General features: G+C 54.3%; 17 protein-coding genes. 4 read left to right on the forward strand and 13 right to left on the reverse strand.

From position 1 onward, the window contains the following. Window positions 1-16 precede the first annotated feature (16 nt). The 5 genes from WJU16_RS04575 to WJU16_RS04595 form a co-directional block, all read right to left on the reverse strand. Window positions 17-1,423 (reverse strand): TonB-dependent receptor domain-containing protein, encoded by a 1,407-nt coding sequence (locus WJU16_RS04575; protein ID WP_341837141.1) that lies wholly within the window; start codon window positions 1,421-1,423, stop codon window positions 17-19. Beyond that, on the reverse strand, window positions 1,374-3,356 hold the full coding sequence (locus WJU16_RS04580) for a carboxypeptidase regulatory-like domain-containing protein (protein WP_341837142.1): 1,983 nt from the start codon (window positions 3,354-3,356) through the stop codon (window positions 1,374-1,376). Before WJU16_RS04580 ends, WJU16_RS04575 begins: the two co-directional genes overlap by 50 nt. Window positions 3,357-3,512: 156 nt before the next feature. Then, on the reverse strand, window positions 3,513-4,328 hold the full coding sequence (locus WJU16_RS04585) for a FecR domain-containing protein (protein WP_341838648.1): 816 nt from the start codon (window positions 4,326-4,328) through the stop codon (window positions 3,513-3,515). Next, on the reverse strand, window positions 4,312-4,650 hold the full coding sequence (locus tag WJU16_RS04590) for a hypothetical protein (protein WP_341837143.1): 339 nt from the start codon (window positions 4,648-4,650) through the stop codon (window positions 4,312-4,314). The genes WJU16_RS04585 and WJU16_RS04590 overlap by 17 nt, the downstream gene beginning before the upstream one ends. Before the next feature lie 107 nt (window positions 4,651-4,757). Beyond that, complete coding sequence (locus WJU16_RS04595; protein ID WP_341837144.1) at window positions 4,758-5,306, reverse strand: RNA polymerase sigma-70 factor; 549 nt, start codon at window positions 5,304-5,306, stop codon at window positions 4,758-4,760. Between the two features lie 176 nt (window positions 5,307-5,482). On the opposite strand from WJU16_RS04595, the gene WJU16_RS04600 reads away from it, so the two are divergent. Further along, the gene (locus tag WJU16_RS04600; protein WP_341837145.1) at window positions 5,483-6,196 is read left to right on the forward strand and encodes a 3-ketoacyl-ACP reductase; all 714 of its coding nucleotides are present in this window, start codon (window positions 5,483-5,485) and stop codon (window positions 6,194-6,196) included. A 95-nt stretch (window positions 6,197-6,291) separates the two neighbouring features. Here WJU16_RS04600 and WJU16_RS04605 read toward each other — a convergent pair whose 3' ends face one another. The 3 genes from WJU16_RS04605 to WJU16_RS04615 form a co-directional block, all read right to left on the reverse strand. Next, the gene (locus tag WJU16_RS04605; protein WP_341837146.1) at window positions 6,292-7,542 is read right to left on the reverse strand and encodes a PepSY-associated TM helix domain-containing protein; all 1,251 of its coding nucleotides are present in this window, start codon (window positions 7,540-7,542) and stop codon (window positions 6,292-6,294) included. A 288-nt stretch (window positions 7,543-7,830) separates the two neighbouring features. Continuing rightward, the gene (locus WJU16_RS04610; RefSeq protein ID WP_341837147.1) at window positions 7,831-8,031 is read right to left on the reverse strand and encodes a YqaE/Pmp3 family membrane protein; all 201 of its coding nucleotides are present in this window, start codon (window positions 8,029-8,031) and stop codon (window positions 7,831-7,833) included. An 81-nt stretch (window positions 8,032-8,112) separates the two neighbouring features. Continuing rightward, on the reverse strand, window positions 8,113-8,889 hold the full coding sequence (locus WJU16_RS04615; RefSeq protein ID WP_341837148.1) for a hypothetical protein: 777 nt from the start codon (window positions 8,887-8,889) through the stop codon (window positions 8,113-8,115). 138 nt (window positions 8,890-9,027) lie between these two features. Here WJU16_RS04615 and WJU16_RS04620 point away from each other — a divergent pair, with 138 nt between their 5' ends. From WJU16_RS04620 to WJU16_RS04630, 3 genes are all read left to right on the forward strand, one after another. Continuing rightward, a complete protein-coding gene (locus WJU16_RS04620; protein ID WP_341837149.1) occupies window positions 9,028-10,527 on the forward strand; it encodes a hypothetical protein in 1,500 nt (499 codons plus the stop codon). A 139-nt stretch (window positions 10,528-10,666) separates the two neighbouring features. Continuing rightward, window positions 10,667-11,014 (forward strand): protein-disulfide reductase DsbD domain-containing protein, encoded by a 348-nt coding sequence (locus WJU16_RS04625; protein ID WP_341838649.1) that lies wholly within the window; start codon window positions 10,667-10,669, stop codon window positions 11,012-11,014. Window positions 11,015-11,150: 136 nt separating this feature from the next. Further along, window positions 11,151-11,567, forward strand: coding sequence for an OsmC family protein (locus tag WJU16_RS04630; RefSeq protein ID WP_341837150.1), 417 nt, complete (start codon window positions 11,151-11,153; stop codon window positions 11,565-11,567). A 28-nt stretch (window positions 11,568-11,595) separates the two neighbouring features. On the opposite strand, the gene WJU16_RS04635 is transcribed toward WJU16_RS04630, so the two are convergent. The 5 genes from WJU16_RS04635 to WJU16_RS04655 all read right to left on the reverse strand — a co-directional run bounded on the left by WJU16_RS04635 (window position 11,596) and on the right by WJU16_RS04655 (window position 17,286). Further along, entirely contained in the window at window positions 11,596-12,258 is a 663-nt protein-coding gene (locus WJU16_RS04635; protein WP_341837151.1) for a Crp/Fnr family transcriptional regulator, read from the reverse strand. 655 nt (window positions 12,259-12,913) lie between these two features. Next, on the reverse strand, window positions 12,914-14,182 hold the full coding sequence (locus WJU16_RS04640; protein ID WP_341837152.1) for a sulfatase-like hydrolase/transferase: 1,269 nt from the start codon (window positions 14,180-14,182) through the stop codon (window positions 12,914-12,916). Further along, window positions 14,179-14,451: a hypothetical protein gene (locus WJU16_RS04645; protein WP_341837153.1), complete on the reverse strand. Its 273-nt coding sequence runs from the start codon at window positions 14,449-14,451 to the stop codon at window positions 14,179-14,181. The genes WJU16_RS04640 and WJU16_RS04645 overlap by 4 nt, the downstream gene beginning before the upstream one ends. Beyond that, window positions 14,448-15,851 (reverse strand): alpha-L-fucosidase, encoded by a 1,404-nt coding sequence (locus WJU16_RS04650; RefSeq protein WP_341837154.1) that lies wholly within the window; start codon window positions 15,849-15,851, stop codon window positions 14,448-14,450. The genes WJU16_RS04645 and WJU16_RS04650 overlap by 4 nt, the downstream gene beginning before the upstream one ends. Next, window positions 15,832-17,286, reverse strand: a complete 1,455-nt coding sequence (locus tag WJU16_RS04655; RefSeq protein WP_341837155.1) for a RagB/SusD family nutrient uptake outer membrane protein — start codon at window positions 17,284-17,286, stop codon at window positions 15,832-15,834. The genes WJU16_RS04650 and WJU16_RS04655 overlap by 20 nt, the downstream gene beginning before the upstream one ends. Window positions 17,287-17,288 lie beyond the last annotated feature (2 nt).

The raw sequence follows: 17,288 nt of genomic DNA on the forward strand, positions 1-17,288 counted from the left end.
TTTAAGCGTCCGTGAATTAAAAGTTGTAATTGAAGCTCAGGCTGAACCTGCGCCCTTCCTTCCTTCTATACGTTAAAATATCGCCGTCTTCCTTGCGGTATTTGATGGATTTCCCTTCCTTCAGCACGAAAAATTTGGTATCGTCCTGTGTGTAATCGTGAATGTTCATATAGAAACGCGTATACTCATCCAGCAGGTTGGCCAGGTTGAGCTTCACTTCCAGTTTTCTTTTGAAGAACCGGGCATACACCTGCGCATCCAGCTGCCGGGGCGCCAGTTCGTATTCCACCCGCGCCAGGTTGACGTTCGCCAGATTCGTGCGGTAGCCGCGGTGGTTGTAACTCACAGTTGCGCCCATATTGTCTCCCCAATACCCGATACCGAGGTTCAACAGCCAGGGCGACTGCCCGATCAGCGGCCGGTCCTGATTAGGATAGCGCACCTGCACCCTTTCCGCCTTCTGCGTTACGGGATCGTTGATCCACTGCCAGTGACTGAGCACATTCACTTCGGATTTGAGCAGGGTGCCGTTGGCATAGATAAACAGCTGCTTCAACCATTCCTTATCGGACACGAAAAAGAAGTTCTTCCGGATTTCCATTTCCAGCCCCAGGTTCTTCGCGTTTTCCATATTCGCGAAGGTGTAGTCGGACCCTTCCGAATGGATCAGCTCGATGGGCTTGTCCAGTTTTTTATAAAACCCGGTGACGGAGATAATTTCCCCGGGAGAAGGATACCATTCCAGGCGAACGTCCATGTTATCAATAAGGGTCGACTGCACATGTTCTCCATGCACATACCCGTCGATTTCAAAATCGTACATGGCATACATGCCTACTTCCCTGAAATCAGGACGGATGATGGTGCGCGAATAGCTGCCGCGGATATTCAGGTCCGGCGTGAGGCTGTAGGTAGCGTTGATGGATGGAAGGAAGCGCCAGTTGCTTTCCTTCACCCCGAACCGGTGGCGGAATTGATCGTCGGGGTCCAGTTCCTGCTTTTCGGTGGCGCGTTTGTATATTTCTTCCTGCCGTGAATTCAGGTCAAAATACTCGGCGCGGACGCCGTAAGCCAGCCGGAGCTTGCCCCATAACTGCTGATCCGCCATCAGGTATAATGCATGCGATCCCATTTTGCCGTCGTAGTACCGCCCGCCCAGGACATCCGCGGAATAATACGCCTGCCCGTTTCCGTTGCCGATGTTGTTGCCGGATAATAACTGGTCGTAGCTGATTTCAATGGCAGGCGCGGGTTGATTCGTGGTGCCTTCGGCCCACGACCGGGTAAAAGGAATGTACTTGAACACATCCAGCGATCTTCGCTTCGACCAGGCCTGATAACCGAATTTCATGAGGGTGGATACCTTTTTACCTTCACCGAATTTTCGGGAGAAGGCGGCGCTCCAGATTATAATCCGTTTCATCGATCGATGTCCACATCCGCCAGTCCTTCACGCTTCCTTTAACCGAGGCCGCGCTGTTCGTCATCAGGGAAGGCGTCTGGAAGTAAGGTTTGCCACCCACAACGCTTGTCAGCTGATACGAAAGCTTCCGTTCATCCAGTATCTGCTGCCGGATTTTATTGACGGTAAACATCCCTTCCGCCTTGATCTTCCAGGGCAATTGCCAGCTGCCGGTCAGCTGGTGTTGCTGTAACGACATCGCCTCCGGCAGTTGGTACATGAGCTTGTTGGCAACGGGGTGGGAATCGTCGTAGGGTTTACGGATTGATTCGTTGTAATGATCGCTGTAGGTTCTGGCATACATGTTCTTCATTGCGATCCTGAATTTCCGGCCCTGCCATCCCATGTTCGCTACCAGGCCCATGTTGCTGTTGAACCGGTAAGACGTTCCGGCACCATTGTCGCCGATCCCTGTGCTGTCCATGAAATTGCCGCTCGTCGAATTGCGCGTGTTATTGAACGGCACGATATTCTGTTCGCTCCGGATGTTGGCGGAAACGGCAAAGCCGAACCGGTTCCCTTTCTTCAGATCATACACCCGACCAACCGACAAGCGCATGTTCTGATTGGGATGGACTTTATAGGAATAGGGCTTCAAGGACGCGGCGTTCAGTTTCCGGGATTGCGCAATCGCATCCAGGTCGTTATATTTTACATCATTCCCGTATTCTGTCGGGTTCAGCGGCTGGCCGTTCAGTTCAGGGTCGGTCAGGTTGTAGCCGGGAGGCGCATCCAGTTGCATGGCGCGGGTGCTCCATTGCCAGGTTTTCATGCCTTCCGGCATCTTTGCCGCATCGTTGAAAAATCCGAAATACTCGCTGGTATTCCTTTCGCCCAGGCGGTAGAAATCCTTTCCCAGGGCTTGCGTATTGCCGCCGATGCCGTACTGGACGGTGGTAAAATTCTTTTCGGGGATATCGATGGTATTCACGGAAACCTGCCCGCCGGAAAACTCCGCGGATACATCCGGCGTGGCGGTTTTGTTGACGACCACCGCGCTCACCATTTCAGTAGGGATAATATCAAACGAAAAATCACGCCTGTTCTGGGAAGTACTGGGGATAACAACGCCATCCAGCATAGCCTGGTTGTAACGGTCAGACATGCCGCGCACGATCACGTTGCGGTTATTGACCGTCGTTAAACCCGTCACACGTTTCAACACCTGCCCCATATCGTTGTCCGGCGCGCGGGAGATCTGTTCCGCGGAAATACCATCCGTGACGGAAGCCGCGTTTTTCTGTGCGGCGTATAGTCCGGCTACGCTTTCCTTTTTGAAGGTGCCTGTCACCACCACCTGCGACAACGTGCTGCTGGATGTTTTCAAGGCGATGTTGAGGCGCGTCAGCTCCCCTGTTTTTACTTCCACCTGGGTGATCCGTCGCGTCTGGTACGATATATAACTGACTTCCACCGTGTAGCTCCCCGGCGCGATATTGAAATTGTAGCTACCATCCACTCCGCTGAGTGCGGCCTGCCCGGTTTGCACCACTTTCACGCTGGCGCCGGGGAGCGGTGCGCCACGGTCGTCGATGATTTTGCCGGCGATCTGGCCGGGTTGCTGCCGCGGCGTTGCGGGCGCAGTGTTCGACGCACCGGAGGGTGCGGCGGTGATCACCACCCATTTATCGTCGATCGTATATTGAAAGGGCTGTCCTTTGAATACGGCGTCCAGCACCTGTACCACCGTGGCGGATTCCATCCGGATGCTGACGGGCTTTGACTTGCTGAACAGGTCGGAATCGTACAAAAAGTCATATTTCGCCTGTTTCCTGACATCTTCGAGGATGGTATGGATAGCGGAATGTTGCCTGTTGATGCTGATGCGCTGGGCGTAAGTTGCGGCGCTGGCCTGCAATAGAAAGCAGGTCATGATAAACATGGTGATCTTCATAACACGCATGCATGGATTAAAAGTCATACTTTTGTTCATGTTAAAAGCTGATGTTGATAATTGTTGTCGCAATGTCTTCGATAAGCGTTAACGAACCGGCCAGCAGTGTTCCACCACTTCTGGCCATTTTATCGCCTGTCGTTTTCCGGTTGTGTATTAATCTGTCACGATCAACCTCCTTTCCTTTATGGTTACCGTTGCTTTTTTCGTGGTTTGCATCATCTTGATGATGGCGGACAGTGGCTGCGACCGGGATATCATCCCGCTGAACCGCAGTTGGCCGATATGCGACGGGTATTCCACCGAAACGTCGTACCATCGCGCAACCTGGCGCAATACATGGGCCAGGGTTTCACCCCGGAACACGAAATCGCCGTTGACCCATGCCAGCTGCCCGGCAATATCGGCGGGCATTACAGCGAGTTGATCCGTCCATACAGCCTGCTGACCGGGCACCAGGATCACGGATTGCCCGTTTTCCGTGCGTACTTTCACACTTCCCTCCACCAGCGTGGTTCTCACGCCAGGTTCATCAGGGTAGGCATGGATATTGAATTGCGTACCCAGTACCGCCACTTCTTGTCCGGCGGCTTCCACGAGAAAGGGGACGTTTCCTTTTCCGCCGGGCTGTAGTTGTTTACTGATTTCGAAATAGACTTCGCCGGTCATTTTGACGCGGCGCTCCCCGCCGGTAAACCGTACGGGATAGCTGAGGCTGGAAGCCGCGTTGAGCATGGCCACCGATCCGTCGGGCAGGGTAACGCGGAACTGTCCGCCTTTGGGTGTGGTGATGGTATTGATGGCAGCGGGCGTTGCGGCGGGGGCTGCCCCGGTATGATACCGGATATTGCCGTTGCTGTCCTTTTCAACCCGGACGCCGCCTTGCGTGGCGAGGGTCCCGTTTTGCGCATCTTCGAGGGTAATAACGGAGCCATCCGACAAGGTGAGGCGCGCTTTATTGCTGCCGGCCATGATCTCCACGGGGGTATCGTTGCGGGGGGCCCGGCCAAAGCCAGTACGTTCCGGCCAGGAGTATCATTCCTATCAGCAGGGCGGCCGCGATGCGGTGGAAGTCCCGCAGCCGGAAGCGCTTCGTTTGCCGGCCGGCGATCTCGTTTTCGATCCGCCGGCGCAGGTCGCGCCCCTGTTCGTCCGCGGGATCCGCCGGGGTAGCATGCAATGCGCTTTCGAGCAGCTGGTCGTAACCCTGCCGCAGCTGCGTTTCTTCTTCCGGACTGAGCGCCCGGCCTTCCGCGTATTTTTGTAATAGTTCCCGGAAATTATCCTTGTCCATTTTTCGGTTTTATGCCGGTATGAGCATACCCGCTAACTATACAATCCGAAAAAAGGGGTATCCCTGGGTGGACAGGCAGAATTTTTAAAAAAAGTATAGCCGTCTGATTACAGCAGGGAGAAGAGCGCGCTGCTGATGTGCCGGCGAATGCGCCGGAGGGCGGTGGTGATATGGAACTCCACGGTTTTGGGAGATATGCCCAGTTCCGTGGCAATGTATTTGACGGGGTATTTATTGTGCCGGCTCATGGTGTAAACGCGGCGGCATTGTTCGGGGAGGTTATCGATGCAAGTTTCCACAGCCCGCTGCAGCTGGCTGGTTTTGATGGATGCATCGGCTTCTCCGGCGAGGGGTTCGGCAAACCTGGCCATCTCGATATTCTCGACGGACTGTAATTGTTTCAGTTTTTTAAGGACGAGGTGATAGGAAGTCGTGAACAGCCAACCTTTGATATTTGTATGCGGCATACCCCAATGCTCCCAGAGTTTGATGAACGTATCCTGCACTACGTCTTCGGCGGCTTGTTCGTCTTTGAGCATGCGGGTGGCGGCAATCAGCAGCGGCTTCCAGTAGCGGGCATAAACCGCATCGAAAGAGGCGTCGCCCGCTTGCTGAAGCGGGGTTCCTGGGAGCGAGGGTCGGTTGTTTGTTTCCACTGGTAATGGCCGTTTGTGAGGGCAAATGTATCCCTAAGGTTTTAAGGGATGGCTGAACGGGGTGTTACGTTTGCATTAATTTAATGGGTAGACATCCATCACAATTGCGTCTCCCGTCACTTTTTGTCTCCTTTTCCTGCCTTAACTTTGTACATACCAACGTAAATCAAAAACACATGATAGATCTTAAAGGCAAAAAAGCCATCGTCACTGGTGGTGGCAGGGGATTAGGTAAAGCCGTAGCACTGTCGCTCGCGGCGGAGGGTGTGCATGTGGCCATTACCGGCCGCAACGAAGCCACGATGAAGGGCACCGTGGAGGAAATCAAAAAACACGGCGTAAATGCGTGCTACGCGGTTTTCGATGTCGCTGATGAAAAAGCCGCCACGGCGGGCATTCAAAAGCTGGCCGAAGAACTGGGTGGGGTGGACATCCTCATCAATAACGCGGGCATCGGCGACTTCGGCACGCTGGAAGAAATGTCGTCCGAAGCATGGAAGAAAGTGATCGATGTGAACCTGTTTGGCGTGTATTATGCCGCTCAGGCGGTGTACCCGTACATGAAATCGAAGAATGAAGGGGATATCGTCAATGTAGCGTCTACGGCGGGGTTGAAAGGCGGCGCCGGCATGTCGGCCTACGCGGCTTCCAAGGCGGCCGTTATCTCCCTGTCGCAATCCATGATGGCGGAATGGCGCAAAAGCAATATCCGGGTGATGACGCTGACACCCAGTACAATTGCCACCGACCTGACCCTGGGAACGCTCACCGACGGCAACCCCGAGAGAGTGCTGCAACCGGAAGATTTTGCGCAATGGGTAACCGATATGCTGAAAATGAACCGGCGCGCCCTTATCGCCAACGGTTCTATCTTCTCTACAAATCCTTAAAACAAAAACGGCATCCCATTGCGAAAGCGGGATGCCGTTTCTACTTTCGGTGCTTCCGTTGTGGAATTGGCACCATTATTAACTTCACCTCCGCCTCAATCGGCATTCATTTCCGCGACCGCAGGTTTAGGCTGGGACTTGGGAGCGGCAGCTTTCTTCACCGGACCTTTCTTTTTCTTCTTTTTGCCCCACCAGATGATGAACCCGGTGACAGGCAGTGTCGCGCCGATGAGACTGGCGAAGAATGCCAGTACTTTACCCGGAAGACCGAGGATGCTGCCGACGTGGATGTCGTAGTTCATCTTCCGGAGCTTGGTACCGAAATCGGCTTCCGCGAAATCCCCGTCGTAAACGGTCATGGGTTCTTTCAGTTCCGCCAGCGTGTGCTGGTCGAAGGTGTAGCGGTGGGTGTTGTAATACTGACCTTTATCCGGGTATGCGATCACGAGGATGCTGGATTTGGGTTTGGAAGTATCGGGGAATGACATGTAGAAACCGTTGGCCTGGGGGTGTTTCCGGATCACGGTCTGGAACGCGATATCGGCGGCCTGTTCGGGCGTATAATGTTTGCCGGCCTGCAGGGAGTCGGATTTCTTTTCCACGTATTCCGGCAGGGATTTACCGCCGGTGGTGGCCCAGTAAAGTCCTTTGCTCCACCACTGTAAGCCGTATACGATGCCGGTTGCGCCGATAGCAAAGAGGATGAGCAGGGTATAAAAACCCAGTACGTTATGCAGGTCGTAGTTGATGCGTTTGACGGTGCCGTTCCATTTGATTTTGAAGGATTGCCGGCGGGTGGATTTGTTCCATTTCTTCGGCCACCACATCACCATGCCGGTGATCAGCGTAATGAGGAAAATGAGGATGCTGTAATTGACGATGGGCCGCCCGATTTCGTAGGGCATCCAGAGGAAGCGATGCCCGTTCAGTATCCAGCGGAAAAAACCTACCTCGCCTTCTTTCCGTACCTCTTTGGTCACCACTTCGGCGGTGTAAGGGTTCAGTTTGATGGTGGAACCACCCCTGCGCCCGCCTACTCCGGCTTCCACCACCCTACCCGTGCGGTAAGTGGCGTAAGTGACGCGTTTGCCGGGGAAGTCAGCCGCGGCTGCTTCCATGATTTTGGACGGGAGGATCACCTCCTTGTCCTGGCGGGCCACGGCGTGGCGGGGCTCCATCATATCGGTTATTTCTTCGTTGAACACCCAGATACAAGCGGTGAGGCATACGATTACGACGATGATCCCCGTCACCAATCCCAGCCAAAGGTGCAACCAGGCGGATATGCGATAGAAGAGCGAGCGGTTGGACTTTTTCTTTCTCGGCTGTTTTGCGGGAGTACTCATGGTCAGTAATAAAGTATAATTGCTGCCGTGTAAGGCAGTCGTATAATATTCAATGTTCAGGCGGGCCCTGTGCCGGTGCAAGCCCGGCGGCGTCTATGTATAAAGCAGGATCCGGTTGCAAAAATAACAAGGGGGATGCGGGGCGGGAAGTCGGATCAGGAAAAATCCGGTTACAGGGGAGCTATTGGCATGCAATGCCGTACAGATAAGGGAATTGGGAATACTTACGGCTTTCCGGAGAAGGCATTTACGCAAAACGGAAAAAGTTCCGGAAGAGGTGTCATGGGACTACCGGCTGTTGCGCATGGCCCTTACGATGCGGGCCGTCCGGCGTTCCTCCCGGGCATTATGCAGGGAAAACACCGCCCAGAGGGCTGCGGGCAACCAGCCGATGATCGTGATCTGCAGTACAAAACAAACTATGGCATGGAGGATTTTGCCCCTCAGGAGGAATGATAAAGCGGGAAGCAGAATGGCGATGAGTATCATAAGCAATGAATATATATCAAAAATACCGAAAAAACCATACCTGACGGCTTGGGTTTCGGGCTTGAAAACTATGCGCTGTATCTACATCGATGCCAGGCTCACCAGTACAAATAGCAAAACGCCCACGCCGATCGTCAGGAACATTACCGGTTTGCTGATATGGAATACCGACCGGATGTTGGCTTTCGACAAAAACCAAATCGCACCGATATGTATTATCAACGGCACAATGAATCTCTGTGGTGAAGGCGGCGAGAAGAAACTATCATACAGCTGCGTGTGTATTACCCGGCTCCATATGGCTAATTTCAGTGTCATTAAAACCGAAATAGCCGACATCGAGAAGAACCCCGTCGCAAGCACCCACCCGCCTTTCTTCCTGAACCATAACAGCAGGGCGGCACACGGGAAAACGAACAGCGGCAAAAAATGAAGGGATACACTCAAATCCCATTCCGCTGATGCATCCGTGAACATGGCTGCGAGAAAGCGAAAATCCGAATACAATTCCCAGAGCGCCAGGCCGCCTAATAACAATGCGAGGTATTTTATCGTTCTGTCTGCCGTGGGAGTGGTCTGTTCTATCGGCCGTAGCGCCTCCGCGATCGCAGTGCCCGCCGATTGGAAGTTTTGCTTTATGGACGCAACTTTCTGTTGCCGGTCCGCCTTTTCCTGTTGCCTGCCCGCCTGAATGGCGGCAGCGCTTTCCATTTCAGACCCGCTGAGCTGGCGGCTGTCAAGCTCCATTCGCGCAGCCTCCAGGGCAACCGGCTGATAGTCGCCCGGATTGTTGATGATATCCAGCAATTGATCGGTGGGCCAGGTTTTGTACAGTTGGGCGAAGGAATCTTTATTCATTGTATAGGGCGGGTTGATGTAAAACCAGCGCAAATCTAACAAATCACCCATTTTTTACGTACAAATCGCGTTGGCGGGACTCTATTTATAGGTAAGTACATTGCATAAAAGCAATTTATCAACCATTAAACCAGTATTATGAACAAAAGATTCCTATGTGTTCTCGTCCTGATAGGAAGCCTCTTTGCCACGGCTGCCGTGGGGCAATCACAATCGGCCAAAAGGCAGCTGAAAGTGCTCTTCGTGGGGTACGATCCCGCCCGCCCCATGCCGGAAATCACCCGCTCGGCGCCCGGCGGCATGTCCAAAGAAGGGTTTACCGCGGAATACCCGGTGCGGATGCCGGCATTTAAAGCGCTGCTGGACGAATACTTCACCCAGGTGACCACCATGGATTGCCGCGACTGGAAGCCGGAAAGCTCCCAGCCGTTCGATGTCACCATTTTCGATTTCCGGCCCAATCCCCTGCCGAACCAGGATTCCAACCGGATCAAAAACCACAAGCGGCCCCTCTACCTGCCCGACGATTTCTCCAAACCGGTCGTTTTCATCGCCAACACCGCGCCTGAAATGGGCGAAGGCATCGGCCTGAAACTCGACTGGCTATGCCTGTGCCTCGATGCAGACGCGCACCATCTGAATACGAAGCACGCCATCTTTAAAGGCCCCCTCGCCAAAGTAACCCCCACCCTGGAAACGAAAGACGCGCCGGAAGGGCTTTTCCATTATACAACCGGCAAATCCATCCCGAAACAGATCCCCATGTGGAAAGTGCAGAACGAAGGCTACCTGACCGACAGGAACGCCCGGGTGGGCCTCGTGGCCCGCGGCGACCGGTTCACCGAAGGCCCTGACGCAGAGGTGATCTCCAGCGGCGTTTGCACCAAAGACGTGGGCGCGGTAGCATTGGGCCGTCATGGTAACTTTTTCCTGTGGGGCTTCGCCTCCTCGCCGGTAAAAATGACGGAAGAAGCGAAAAAGGTGTTCGTCAATACCGTAGCCTACATGCAGCAATTCGACGGCAAAACGCCCATCACCCGGAAGTACAACGACCGGATGGCCACCACGAACAATGTTCGCGAGATCATCGCCAACGCCGACCGGGCTACTTTCGAAGAATACCTAAAATCCATCAAAGAATTCAACGAGCATAACAAGAAGGAAAAAGCGCGCATCGACGCGAAGAAAGCCGCCGGACAGGCGCTTACTTCCCAGGAAGAAGAAATGTACCCGTATTATGAACACGAACAACCGCTGCCCACCTGGGACGGCTACCTGAAAGGGATCATGGGCAAATATGCCGCTAAATTCGGTTCAGACGCCGCCGCTTTCCAGGCTTACATGAACAGCAACTTCGATTATATCTATTGCGACCCGAATGCTTTCTTCAGTTACACCATCGACGAAGACGTGGCGCAGATCGGCATTCCCAACCATAGCCTCAAGTTGCTGGACGCCTGCATCGGTATGCTGAAAAAGAAAGAAAAAGAAGACCTCGCGCTACGCGTGCTCCAACGTTACACGGGCGAAAAGTACACCGCCGCGGCCAACTGGAGCAACTGGCTGTCCAAACACCGTAAAAAACTGTTCTTCAGCGAAACGAATGGTTTCCGCTGGGTAATCAATACTTACAACTGATGAAAATCGTATTGTTGCTAATGATGCTGATGCCTGCCGCCGCATTTTGCCAAAGCAGGTTTGATAAAAAGATAGAAAAGGAAGCCGCCGCGCTGAAGTGCCCTCCCCTGCGGAAACCACACCCGTTACCGTGAACGCGATGGTAGTCGTGGACAACGACAGCCTGGCCGTGATCGTGAAAACGGAGATTCTCCCCGGTTGGCATATCTACGCGTTCGTTCCTGAAAACCAGCCATACATTCAGCTGGATCCCATCCTGGATGCGCCCGCATCCCTGCGGAAAGCCGGCGCCTGGATCAAGTCGAAACCGATGGCTTCTGTCAATGATCCCGGGGTGCTGATTTATGAGAATCATGCATTGTTCGTGCAGAAATTCGCCAGGACCGATAAAACCAGCGGCAAAATCAAAGCGGGATTGTACTTCCAGTGCTGCGATATCAAACAATGCCTCCCACCCGACGAGCGGACGGTGGAGTTGGAATTCTAATCGCGCCATGAAATGATATGCAGCAAGACCCGCCCACCCAGGCGGGTCTTGCCTTTGGACGCTATGTGATCCTTGTTACCAAACTCCCGGTTCGTTTCCGCCAACTTTGTGGTACAAAAATCAAATCAAACAGATTATGCACCACGAAATCGTTTCCCAATGGATGGGCAAAATGCAATTCAACTCCCTCGTCAACGGCCACACCATTGTGATGGATGGTCCCGAGAAAGTTGGCGGTGAAAACAACGGTCCGATTCCCAAACCATTGGTGCTGACCGCCCTCTCCGGCTGCACCGGCATGGACGTCATCTCCCTGCTCCGCAAAGCAAAAAAGGAAATCGGCAGTTTCGACGTCCAGGTTCGCGGCGAACTGTCCCAGGGCCACCCGATGCAATACATCGCCATCCATCTCGATTATATTTTTGAAGGTCCGCAAGACGCCCGCGAGGAGGCGCTGAACGCCGTCACGCAGTCGCAGGAGAAATTTTGCGGCGTGAGCGATATGCTAAAAAAATCCTCCCCGTTACCTGGGATGTTACGTATAATGGCGTGAAGGTTTTCTCCAACCGCGAAGCCACTGTTTAATCCGCGCGCACAATGCCCGTTTTTAGCAACAGGCTGTTGCGGTTGATGGCCAGGAGCCCCTGCTGCTCCATGCTTTTCAATAAGCGCGATACCGCTTCCCGGGTGGAATGCAGGTCGTCGGCAATCTGCTGATGGGTGATTTGCAGCGTGCGGCTATTGATCCGGGCGGAGTGATCGTGGAGGTAATCCAGCAGGCGCTGGTCGAGTTTCTTGAACACGACGCCGTCGAAAGCCTGCAGCAGATTATCGAAACGCGCGCGGTAGGTGTTGACGACAAAATGGTTCCATTCGTGGCTTTCGCGCATGAGGCGATCCATCACCGCCAGTGGCAGCAATATTATCCGGCTGTTCTCCAGCGCGGTGATCATGACACCGCTCAATTCACTGCCCTGCGCACAGACGAACGTCATGGCGCAGGCGTGCCCCGCTTCGAGGTAATACATGAAAATCTCCCCTTCCGGGCCTTCGCGGTAGACTTTCATATGCCCTTCCGCCACGAGAATGGCGTTGCGCAGAAGCTGCCCCTGGCGTGTGATCGTGTCCCCCTTCTGAGTTGTGATAACGCTGGCAGACTGGCCAATAAGGTCTTTCACGCTCCCCGGAAGCAAGGGAAAATTCCTGTTGAGCAAATCAGTGATTTCTGGCTGGGTGGTAGTCATGACGGCTGGTGAAGTTTGGCAGCAAATTCCTTTTTTCCGCCGTTGGCCGCAATGATTTCCCGCAGATCGGGCGATGACCGCAGTCACTTCCCCCGCATCCTTGCAATACCTGCTGGAAGAAGTTCAGGTTACGTACGATTGCAGTGATCATCCACCGACAAAAAATGTCAAATTCCAACGCTTCCCCGGAAAATTTACGGTTTATTGGCGCGGTTGACGAAAATTGAAAAATATACAGGAATTTCGTTCAAAGACGTATACATACAGACAATAGCGACAACCAACCAGATTCAACAGACCTAACGCAATTCACGGATACGAAAATCAAAAACCAACCATTTACATCATTTCGGAGCACAACGGCTCAGGTGCTCCGGCATTCATCACGCTTTTGCATGGTTTCCTCAGTTTCGTACGTCTGCCCGTTTGATTGACGCGGGTTTAGATCATACACTGAAAAGGATAATTGATGAGACAAGGGATTCCCGATCTCTATCGGGGATAGTATTTGCTCACACCTGTACCGGCAGATGCATGCACCAACAAAGAAATTTTAGTGCCGAAAAAACATAAGCATAAAAGCTGCACCCAATTAGCAATTGATGCATATGAAACAAACGGCCCCTTCGCGGGGCCGTTTCCTATTAGTCTGATGTTATTTAATGGGTAAAAGTTCGTCGGGATAAGGCACCGGTTTCCCGGATTGAATATAGACCGGCATCTGCGCCTTTTGCCGCTTCAGCTGCGCGGTGAGGAGCCGGGCCATCTCCCTCGTTTTAGCGGGATTTTGCGCGGAAAGGTCATGTTCTTCCCTGATGTCGGTAGCGAGATGATAAAGTTCCAGTTTGCCGGGTTTCTCGAAATACACCAGCTTCCAATCGCCCTGGCGGATGGCGGTCATGAAGGAATTGTCTTCGCCGAGGTTGCCGCCGGCCCAGTTGTTGGGGTAATTCCATACGAGCGGGCGATTGTTGTTCCGGAGGTTGGGGTTGCGGAGATACTTCACCATGCTCTGGCCGTCTACCTGCTGGAGGGTCCTGTACTTCTTCACACCTGCCATTTCGAGGATCGTGGGATAAAAATCCTCGATGATCACGTATTGGCCGCTGACGCTTCCCGGGGCGGTTACCCCATTCCAGCGGACCATCATCGGCTCGCGGATGCCGCCTTCGTACATGGAGCCTTTCCCGCCCCTTAACGGCCAGTTTTGTGTGTTGTGCCCGCCTTCGCGGGGTGGATGCGAGTACCCGCCGTTGTCCGACATGAAGATGACGATGGTATTATCGGTCAGTCCGTTTGTGTCGAGATAATCGAGCAATTGCCCGAGGCTCCTGTCCATCCCTTCCAGCAACGCAGCATAGGCGGCTTCCGGCCGGGGCAAGCCCTGGTCGAGGTAGTGCTGCATAAAGCGCGCGTCTTCCTGGAACGGGAGGTGTACGGCGTAGTGGCCCATGTACAGGAAGAAAGGCTGCTGCCGTTGCCGGGCCGTATCCATCGCCAGCATGGCTTCCAGGGTAAGCGCTTCGGTGAGGAATATATCTTTGCCGTAATACTTTTGCATACCCGGCATATCGGCCTGTACGATGTATTTTTCGGGATTGAAGCCGAAGTCTTTCTCCCCGAAATACGACGCGGGATGACCGGCGGCGCTGCCCGCGATGTTTTTCACGAAACCCAGGTTCAGCGGATCTTTACCGATGCTTTGGTACGTCCCGAAGTGGGCTTTTCCGCACATGATGGTATAATAACCGTTGTTTTTGAGGATTTGCGGCAGCGGCGTGGCGTATGCGCTCCGCTCCTGCTTTCCGTCGGGCGACAAACCGTTTACATTCCAGGCCGGCGGCTGGAGGAGGCTGTCTTTTGCGTCGGTGCTTTTATTGAAGGTGCTCGTCCAATTGGTAACGCGGTGGCTGGCGGCGTTCATGCCTGATAGCAGGCTAACGCGCGAGGGGTGCACACGGGCGTGGCGTAGGCGTTGGTGAACTTCATGCCTGTGCGCGCCAGGCGTTGCATATTGGGCGTGCGGAACTTCCGGTTGGCGGGCGTGATACTATCCCAGAAGGGTTCGGAGGTATCCTGCCAGCCCATATCGTCGACCAGGAAAAAAATAATATTGGGCCGGGACTTTTGCTGCGCCGCCGCGCCCTGCCACAGCAGGAAGCCCGCTGCGGCGGTGATGAGATATTTCTTCATTTCGGCTGGATTTCTTCGTTAAAATAAGCATTAAAAACCATCAACGCAGGCGTACCGCGATGGTGCATGATCCGCAGGCGCAGTGCCGCGGCCTTCACCGCCGGGAAAGTAGCGATATGCTTATGCCCCACGGCCGTTCCCGCGTATACCTTCTGCCAGCGGCCGCCGGTTTTGGCTTCCACGAAAAACGACAGGATGCGCTCGCCTTGCGTGATATCTTCCCCGATCATCACCTGGTTCACCAGGCGGGACGCGCCCAATCGGATTTCAGGAACTCCGCTACCCGGTACAAATGCGCCCAGTGGCGCGTCATAACGCGTGCGCACCGCCGCTCCGAATTCTTTCAGCCGTTTTGCATCCACCGCGGGCACCAGCCCCGCCGTATCGGGCGTCAGGCCCAGAATGAGGGTGGAATTACGGCCTACAGATTGTTCGTACATCCGCAACAAGTGATCGAGCGGGTACACGCTCCGGTCGTCCCCGGGTTCCCAGAACCATTCGTGCCGGCCGTTGTGGCCGCGCAAAGGCGCGTCAGACATGGCGGGCATCCAGTATTTGCCGGTACTGTCGCCGTGTTTGGCCAGGTGATAATTGTTGGCCGCGATCTCCGGGTAACGGGCGGTCAGCATACTGGGATAGGGAAAAGTGGACCAGCAGGGATAGCCGACAGTCCCGGTTTCGGAGCCGCCCCAGCGCGCGTCGGAACGTTGGCCATTCCAGTAAAACAGTGCGCCCGGCTGGTGCTTTTCAACAATGGACAAAACATCCGGCGCGCCATCGGCCGGGTCAGAAGCGCCGCCGTCGAACCAGATTTCGAACAGCGGGCCGTAGCGCGTACAGAGCTCCTCCACCATCCCCTCTACCATCCGGTTGTAATAATCCTGCCGGTTTTGGCGGAAAGCGTTATCCGCGCCCTGGACTTTAAAATCGTGCACGCCCATGAACGCATTCCAGCGGATGCCGATGTAAATCCCCGGGGCAATGCCGTATTTGCGGCAGGAAGCCACGAAATCGGCCACGATATCGGCTTTTCCGTTTTTCCATCGCAGGGCTTTGAGGCAGTAGGGGTTTACATCCGACTGGTACAGCGCAAAGCCGGTTTCGTGGGTAGCGGTAAGGATGGCGAAGCGCGCGCCGGCATCCTTTGCCGTTTTTACCCACTGATCGGTGTCGAGTTGGGAAGGATGGAAAATATTATAATCTGGAACAGGCGAGATGCGGTTGCCGCCCTGTCCGTATTGCCTGCCGTCGAATACATGCAGGTCGTAATGAAAAACCATGCCCAGTTCCGCGCGTTGCCATGCCAGCTGCGCGGGAGCGGGCAGCGGCTGGGAGAATCCCGCCGCTGCCGTGGTGATCCCGGCGGCCAGCAGCACCAGTTTATTTAGGATACCCGTCATTTTGATCCAGTTTTTTATCCGCTTCGATCTCACGCTGCGGGATGGGATACAATACCTGCCAGTCTTTCGCGCTCATGCCACGTGCCTGCGCCCCGGAAATGAATTTGCCGGCGCGGATGAGGTCTTCTCTCCTTTTGCCTTCTCCGAAAAACTCGCGCGCCCGTTCTGCCAGTATGAAATCGCGCAGCTGCTCTTTCGATGCATAATCCGCCAGTTCAATCTTACTGGCTTTTGCACGGCCGCGTATTTCATTCACAAGATCCACCGATTCCTGGGTGGGCCCGTTCCGTTCATTGAGCGCCTCCGCCCTGGCGAGCAGGATATCCGCATAACGCACCACCGGGATATCGTTCCCCATATCGGCCGATTGCCCCGCGGGATCGGGCACGAATTTAAACGAGCGCGCGTTGTTCAATGCCTGCCCGCCAGCGCTGCGGTTCATCTGGATGGTGACGCCGGAGGTATTGGTGTATTCGGTCAGGATCATTTTCAACCGTTCATCACCCGGCTCGAAGCTGTCCACGAAATTGGTATAAAGCCTGAATTGCGCGCCGAAGATGATCCAGTTGGACTGGATGGGATATCCCGGCGGGAAGGTATGCGCCATCACGATATTGCCGAAGCCCGTTTGCCCCAGGCAGGGATACACGAAGATGTATTCATTATTATTTTCATTCTCCACCGCAAACAGCCGGTCCACGTTCCCGAAAAGACCGTACTGGTTCAGCTCACGTATTTCCTGCGCCGCGTCTGCACATTCCTTCCACATCTTTTTATTGAGATAGAACTTGCACAGGATGGCCAATGCTGCGCCTTTCGTCGCTTTTCCGCGCAGCGCCTGTTTCGGCGGCAGATCCTGCGCGGCAGCCTTCAGCTCGTCGATGATGAACGCCGTCATCGCGGCGTCTGTAGCCCGCGTCATTTCCGGATCGATGTTTTTGGCGGTTGTGATCAGCGGCACCGGGCCGAAGAAATTGTACAGGTAAGCGTAGGCTGCCGCCCGTACGAACCGCGCTTCCGCCACCAACTCCTTCAATTTCCCGGCGGGCACGGCCGTGGCGGCGTCTTTGTTATCCAGCAGTACGTTGCTGTTGCGGATGGCGCGGAAGCCTTTGGACCAGGTGGAGTTGAAGAAGTCGTTGGTGGGGTTCCAGGTGAAGGTGATGAATTCCTTGGCGGAAGCCTCAAAGCCACCGCCGCTTTGCAGCATCACATCGGTACAGAATTCCCCGTAACAATACACATCGTTCCGGTTGGCGTAACCCGTAACCTGCAGTTCTGCATAAGCGCTGTTCAGCACCTTCTCGAAACCGTCCACGGAATTCCCGAACTGGGCGGGATCATATTCAGTATAAATATCTTCTTTCAGGAATTTCTTGCATCCGGATGCCGTGAGCAGGCAGGCGGCCGCAAAGTATATGATCGGTTTGGTCATTT

It is taken from the genome of Chitinophaga pollutisoli (assembly GCF_038396755.1).
Lineage (GTDB): Bacteria > Bacteroidota > Bacteroidia > Chitinophagales > Chitinophagaceae > Chitinophaga > Chitinophaga pollutisoli.

Coding starts and splice junctions, on each gene's coding strand:
- WJU16_RS04575 (WP_341837141.1), bottom strand. CDS start 1,423: ATGAAACGGATTATAATCTGGAGCGCCGCCTTCTCCCGAAAATTCGGT.
- WJU16_RS04580 (WP_341837142.1), bottom strand. CDS start 3,356: ATGAAGATCACCATGTTTATCATGACCTGCTTTCTATTGCAGGCCAGC.
- WJU16_RS04585 (WP_341838648.1), bottom strand. CDS start 4,328: ATGGCCGGCAGCAATAAAGCGCGCCTCACCTTGTCGGATGGCTCCGTT.
- WJU16_RS04590 (WP_341837143.1), bottom strand. CDS start 4,650: ATGGACAAGGATAATTTCCGGGAACTATTACAAAAATACGCGGAAGGC.
- WJU16_RS04600 (WP_341837145.1), top strand. CDS start 5,483: ATGATAGATCTTAAAGGCAAAAAAGCCATCGTCACTGGTGGTGGCAGG.
- WJU16_RS04605 (WP_341837146.1), bottom strand. CDS start 7,542: ATGAGTACTCCCGCAAAACAGCCGAGAAAGAAAAAGTCCAACCGCTCG.
- WJU16_RS04610 (WP_341837147.1), bottom strand. CDS start 8,031: ATGATACTCATCGCCATTCTGCTTCCCGCTTTATCATTCCTCCTGAGG.
- WJU16_RS04615 (WP_341837148.1), bottom strand. CDS start 8,889: ATGAATAAAGATTCCTTCGCCCAACTGTACAAAACCTGGCCCACCGAT.
- WJU16_RS04620 (WP_341837149.1), top strand. CDS start 9,028: ATGAACAAAAGATTCCTATGTGTTCTCGTCCTGATAGGAAGCCTCTTT.
- WJU16_RS04625 (WP_341838649.1), top strand. CDS start 10,667: ATGGTAGTCGTGGACAACGACAGCCTGGCCGTGATCGTGAAAACGGAG.
- WJU16_RS04630 (WP_341837150.1), top strand. CDS start 11,151: ATGCACCACGAAATCGTTTCCCAATGGATGGGCAAAATGCAATTCAAC.
- WJU16_RS04635 (WP_341837151.1), bottom strand. CDS start 12,258: ATGACTACCACCCAGCCAGAAATCACTGATTTGCTCAACAGGAATTTT.
- WJU16_RS04640 (WP_341837152.1), bottom strand. CDS start 14,182: ATGAACGCCGCCAGCCACCGCGTTACCAATTGGACGAGCACCTTCAAT.
- WJU16_RS04645 (WP_341837153.1), bottom strand. CDS start 14,451: ATGAAGAAATATCTCATCACCGCCGCAGCGGGCTTCCTGCTGTGGCAG.
- WJU16_RS04650 (WP_341837154.1), bottom strand. CDS start 15,851: ATGACGGGTATCCTAAATAAACTGGTGCTGCTGGCCGCCGGGATCACC.
- WJU16_RS04655 (WP_341837155.1), bottom strand. CDS start 17,286: ATGACCAAACCGATCATATACTTTGCGGCCGCCTGCCTGCTCACGGCA.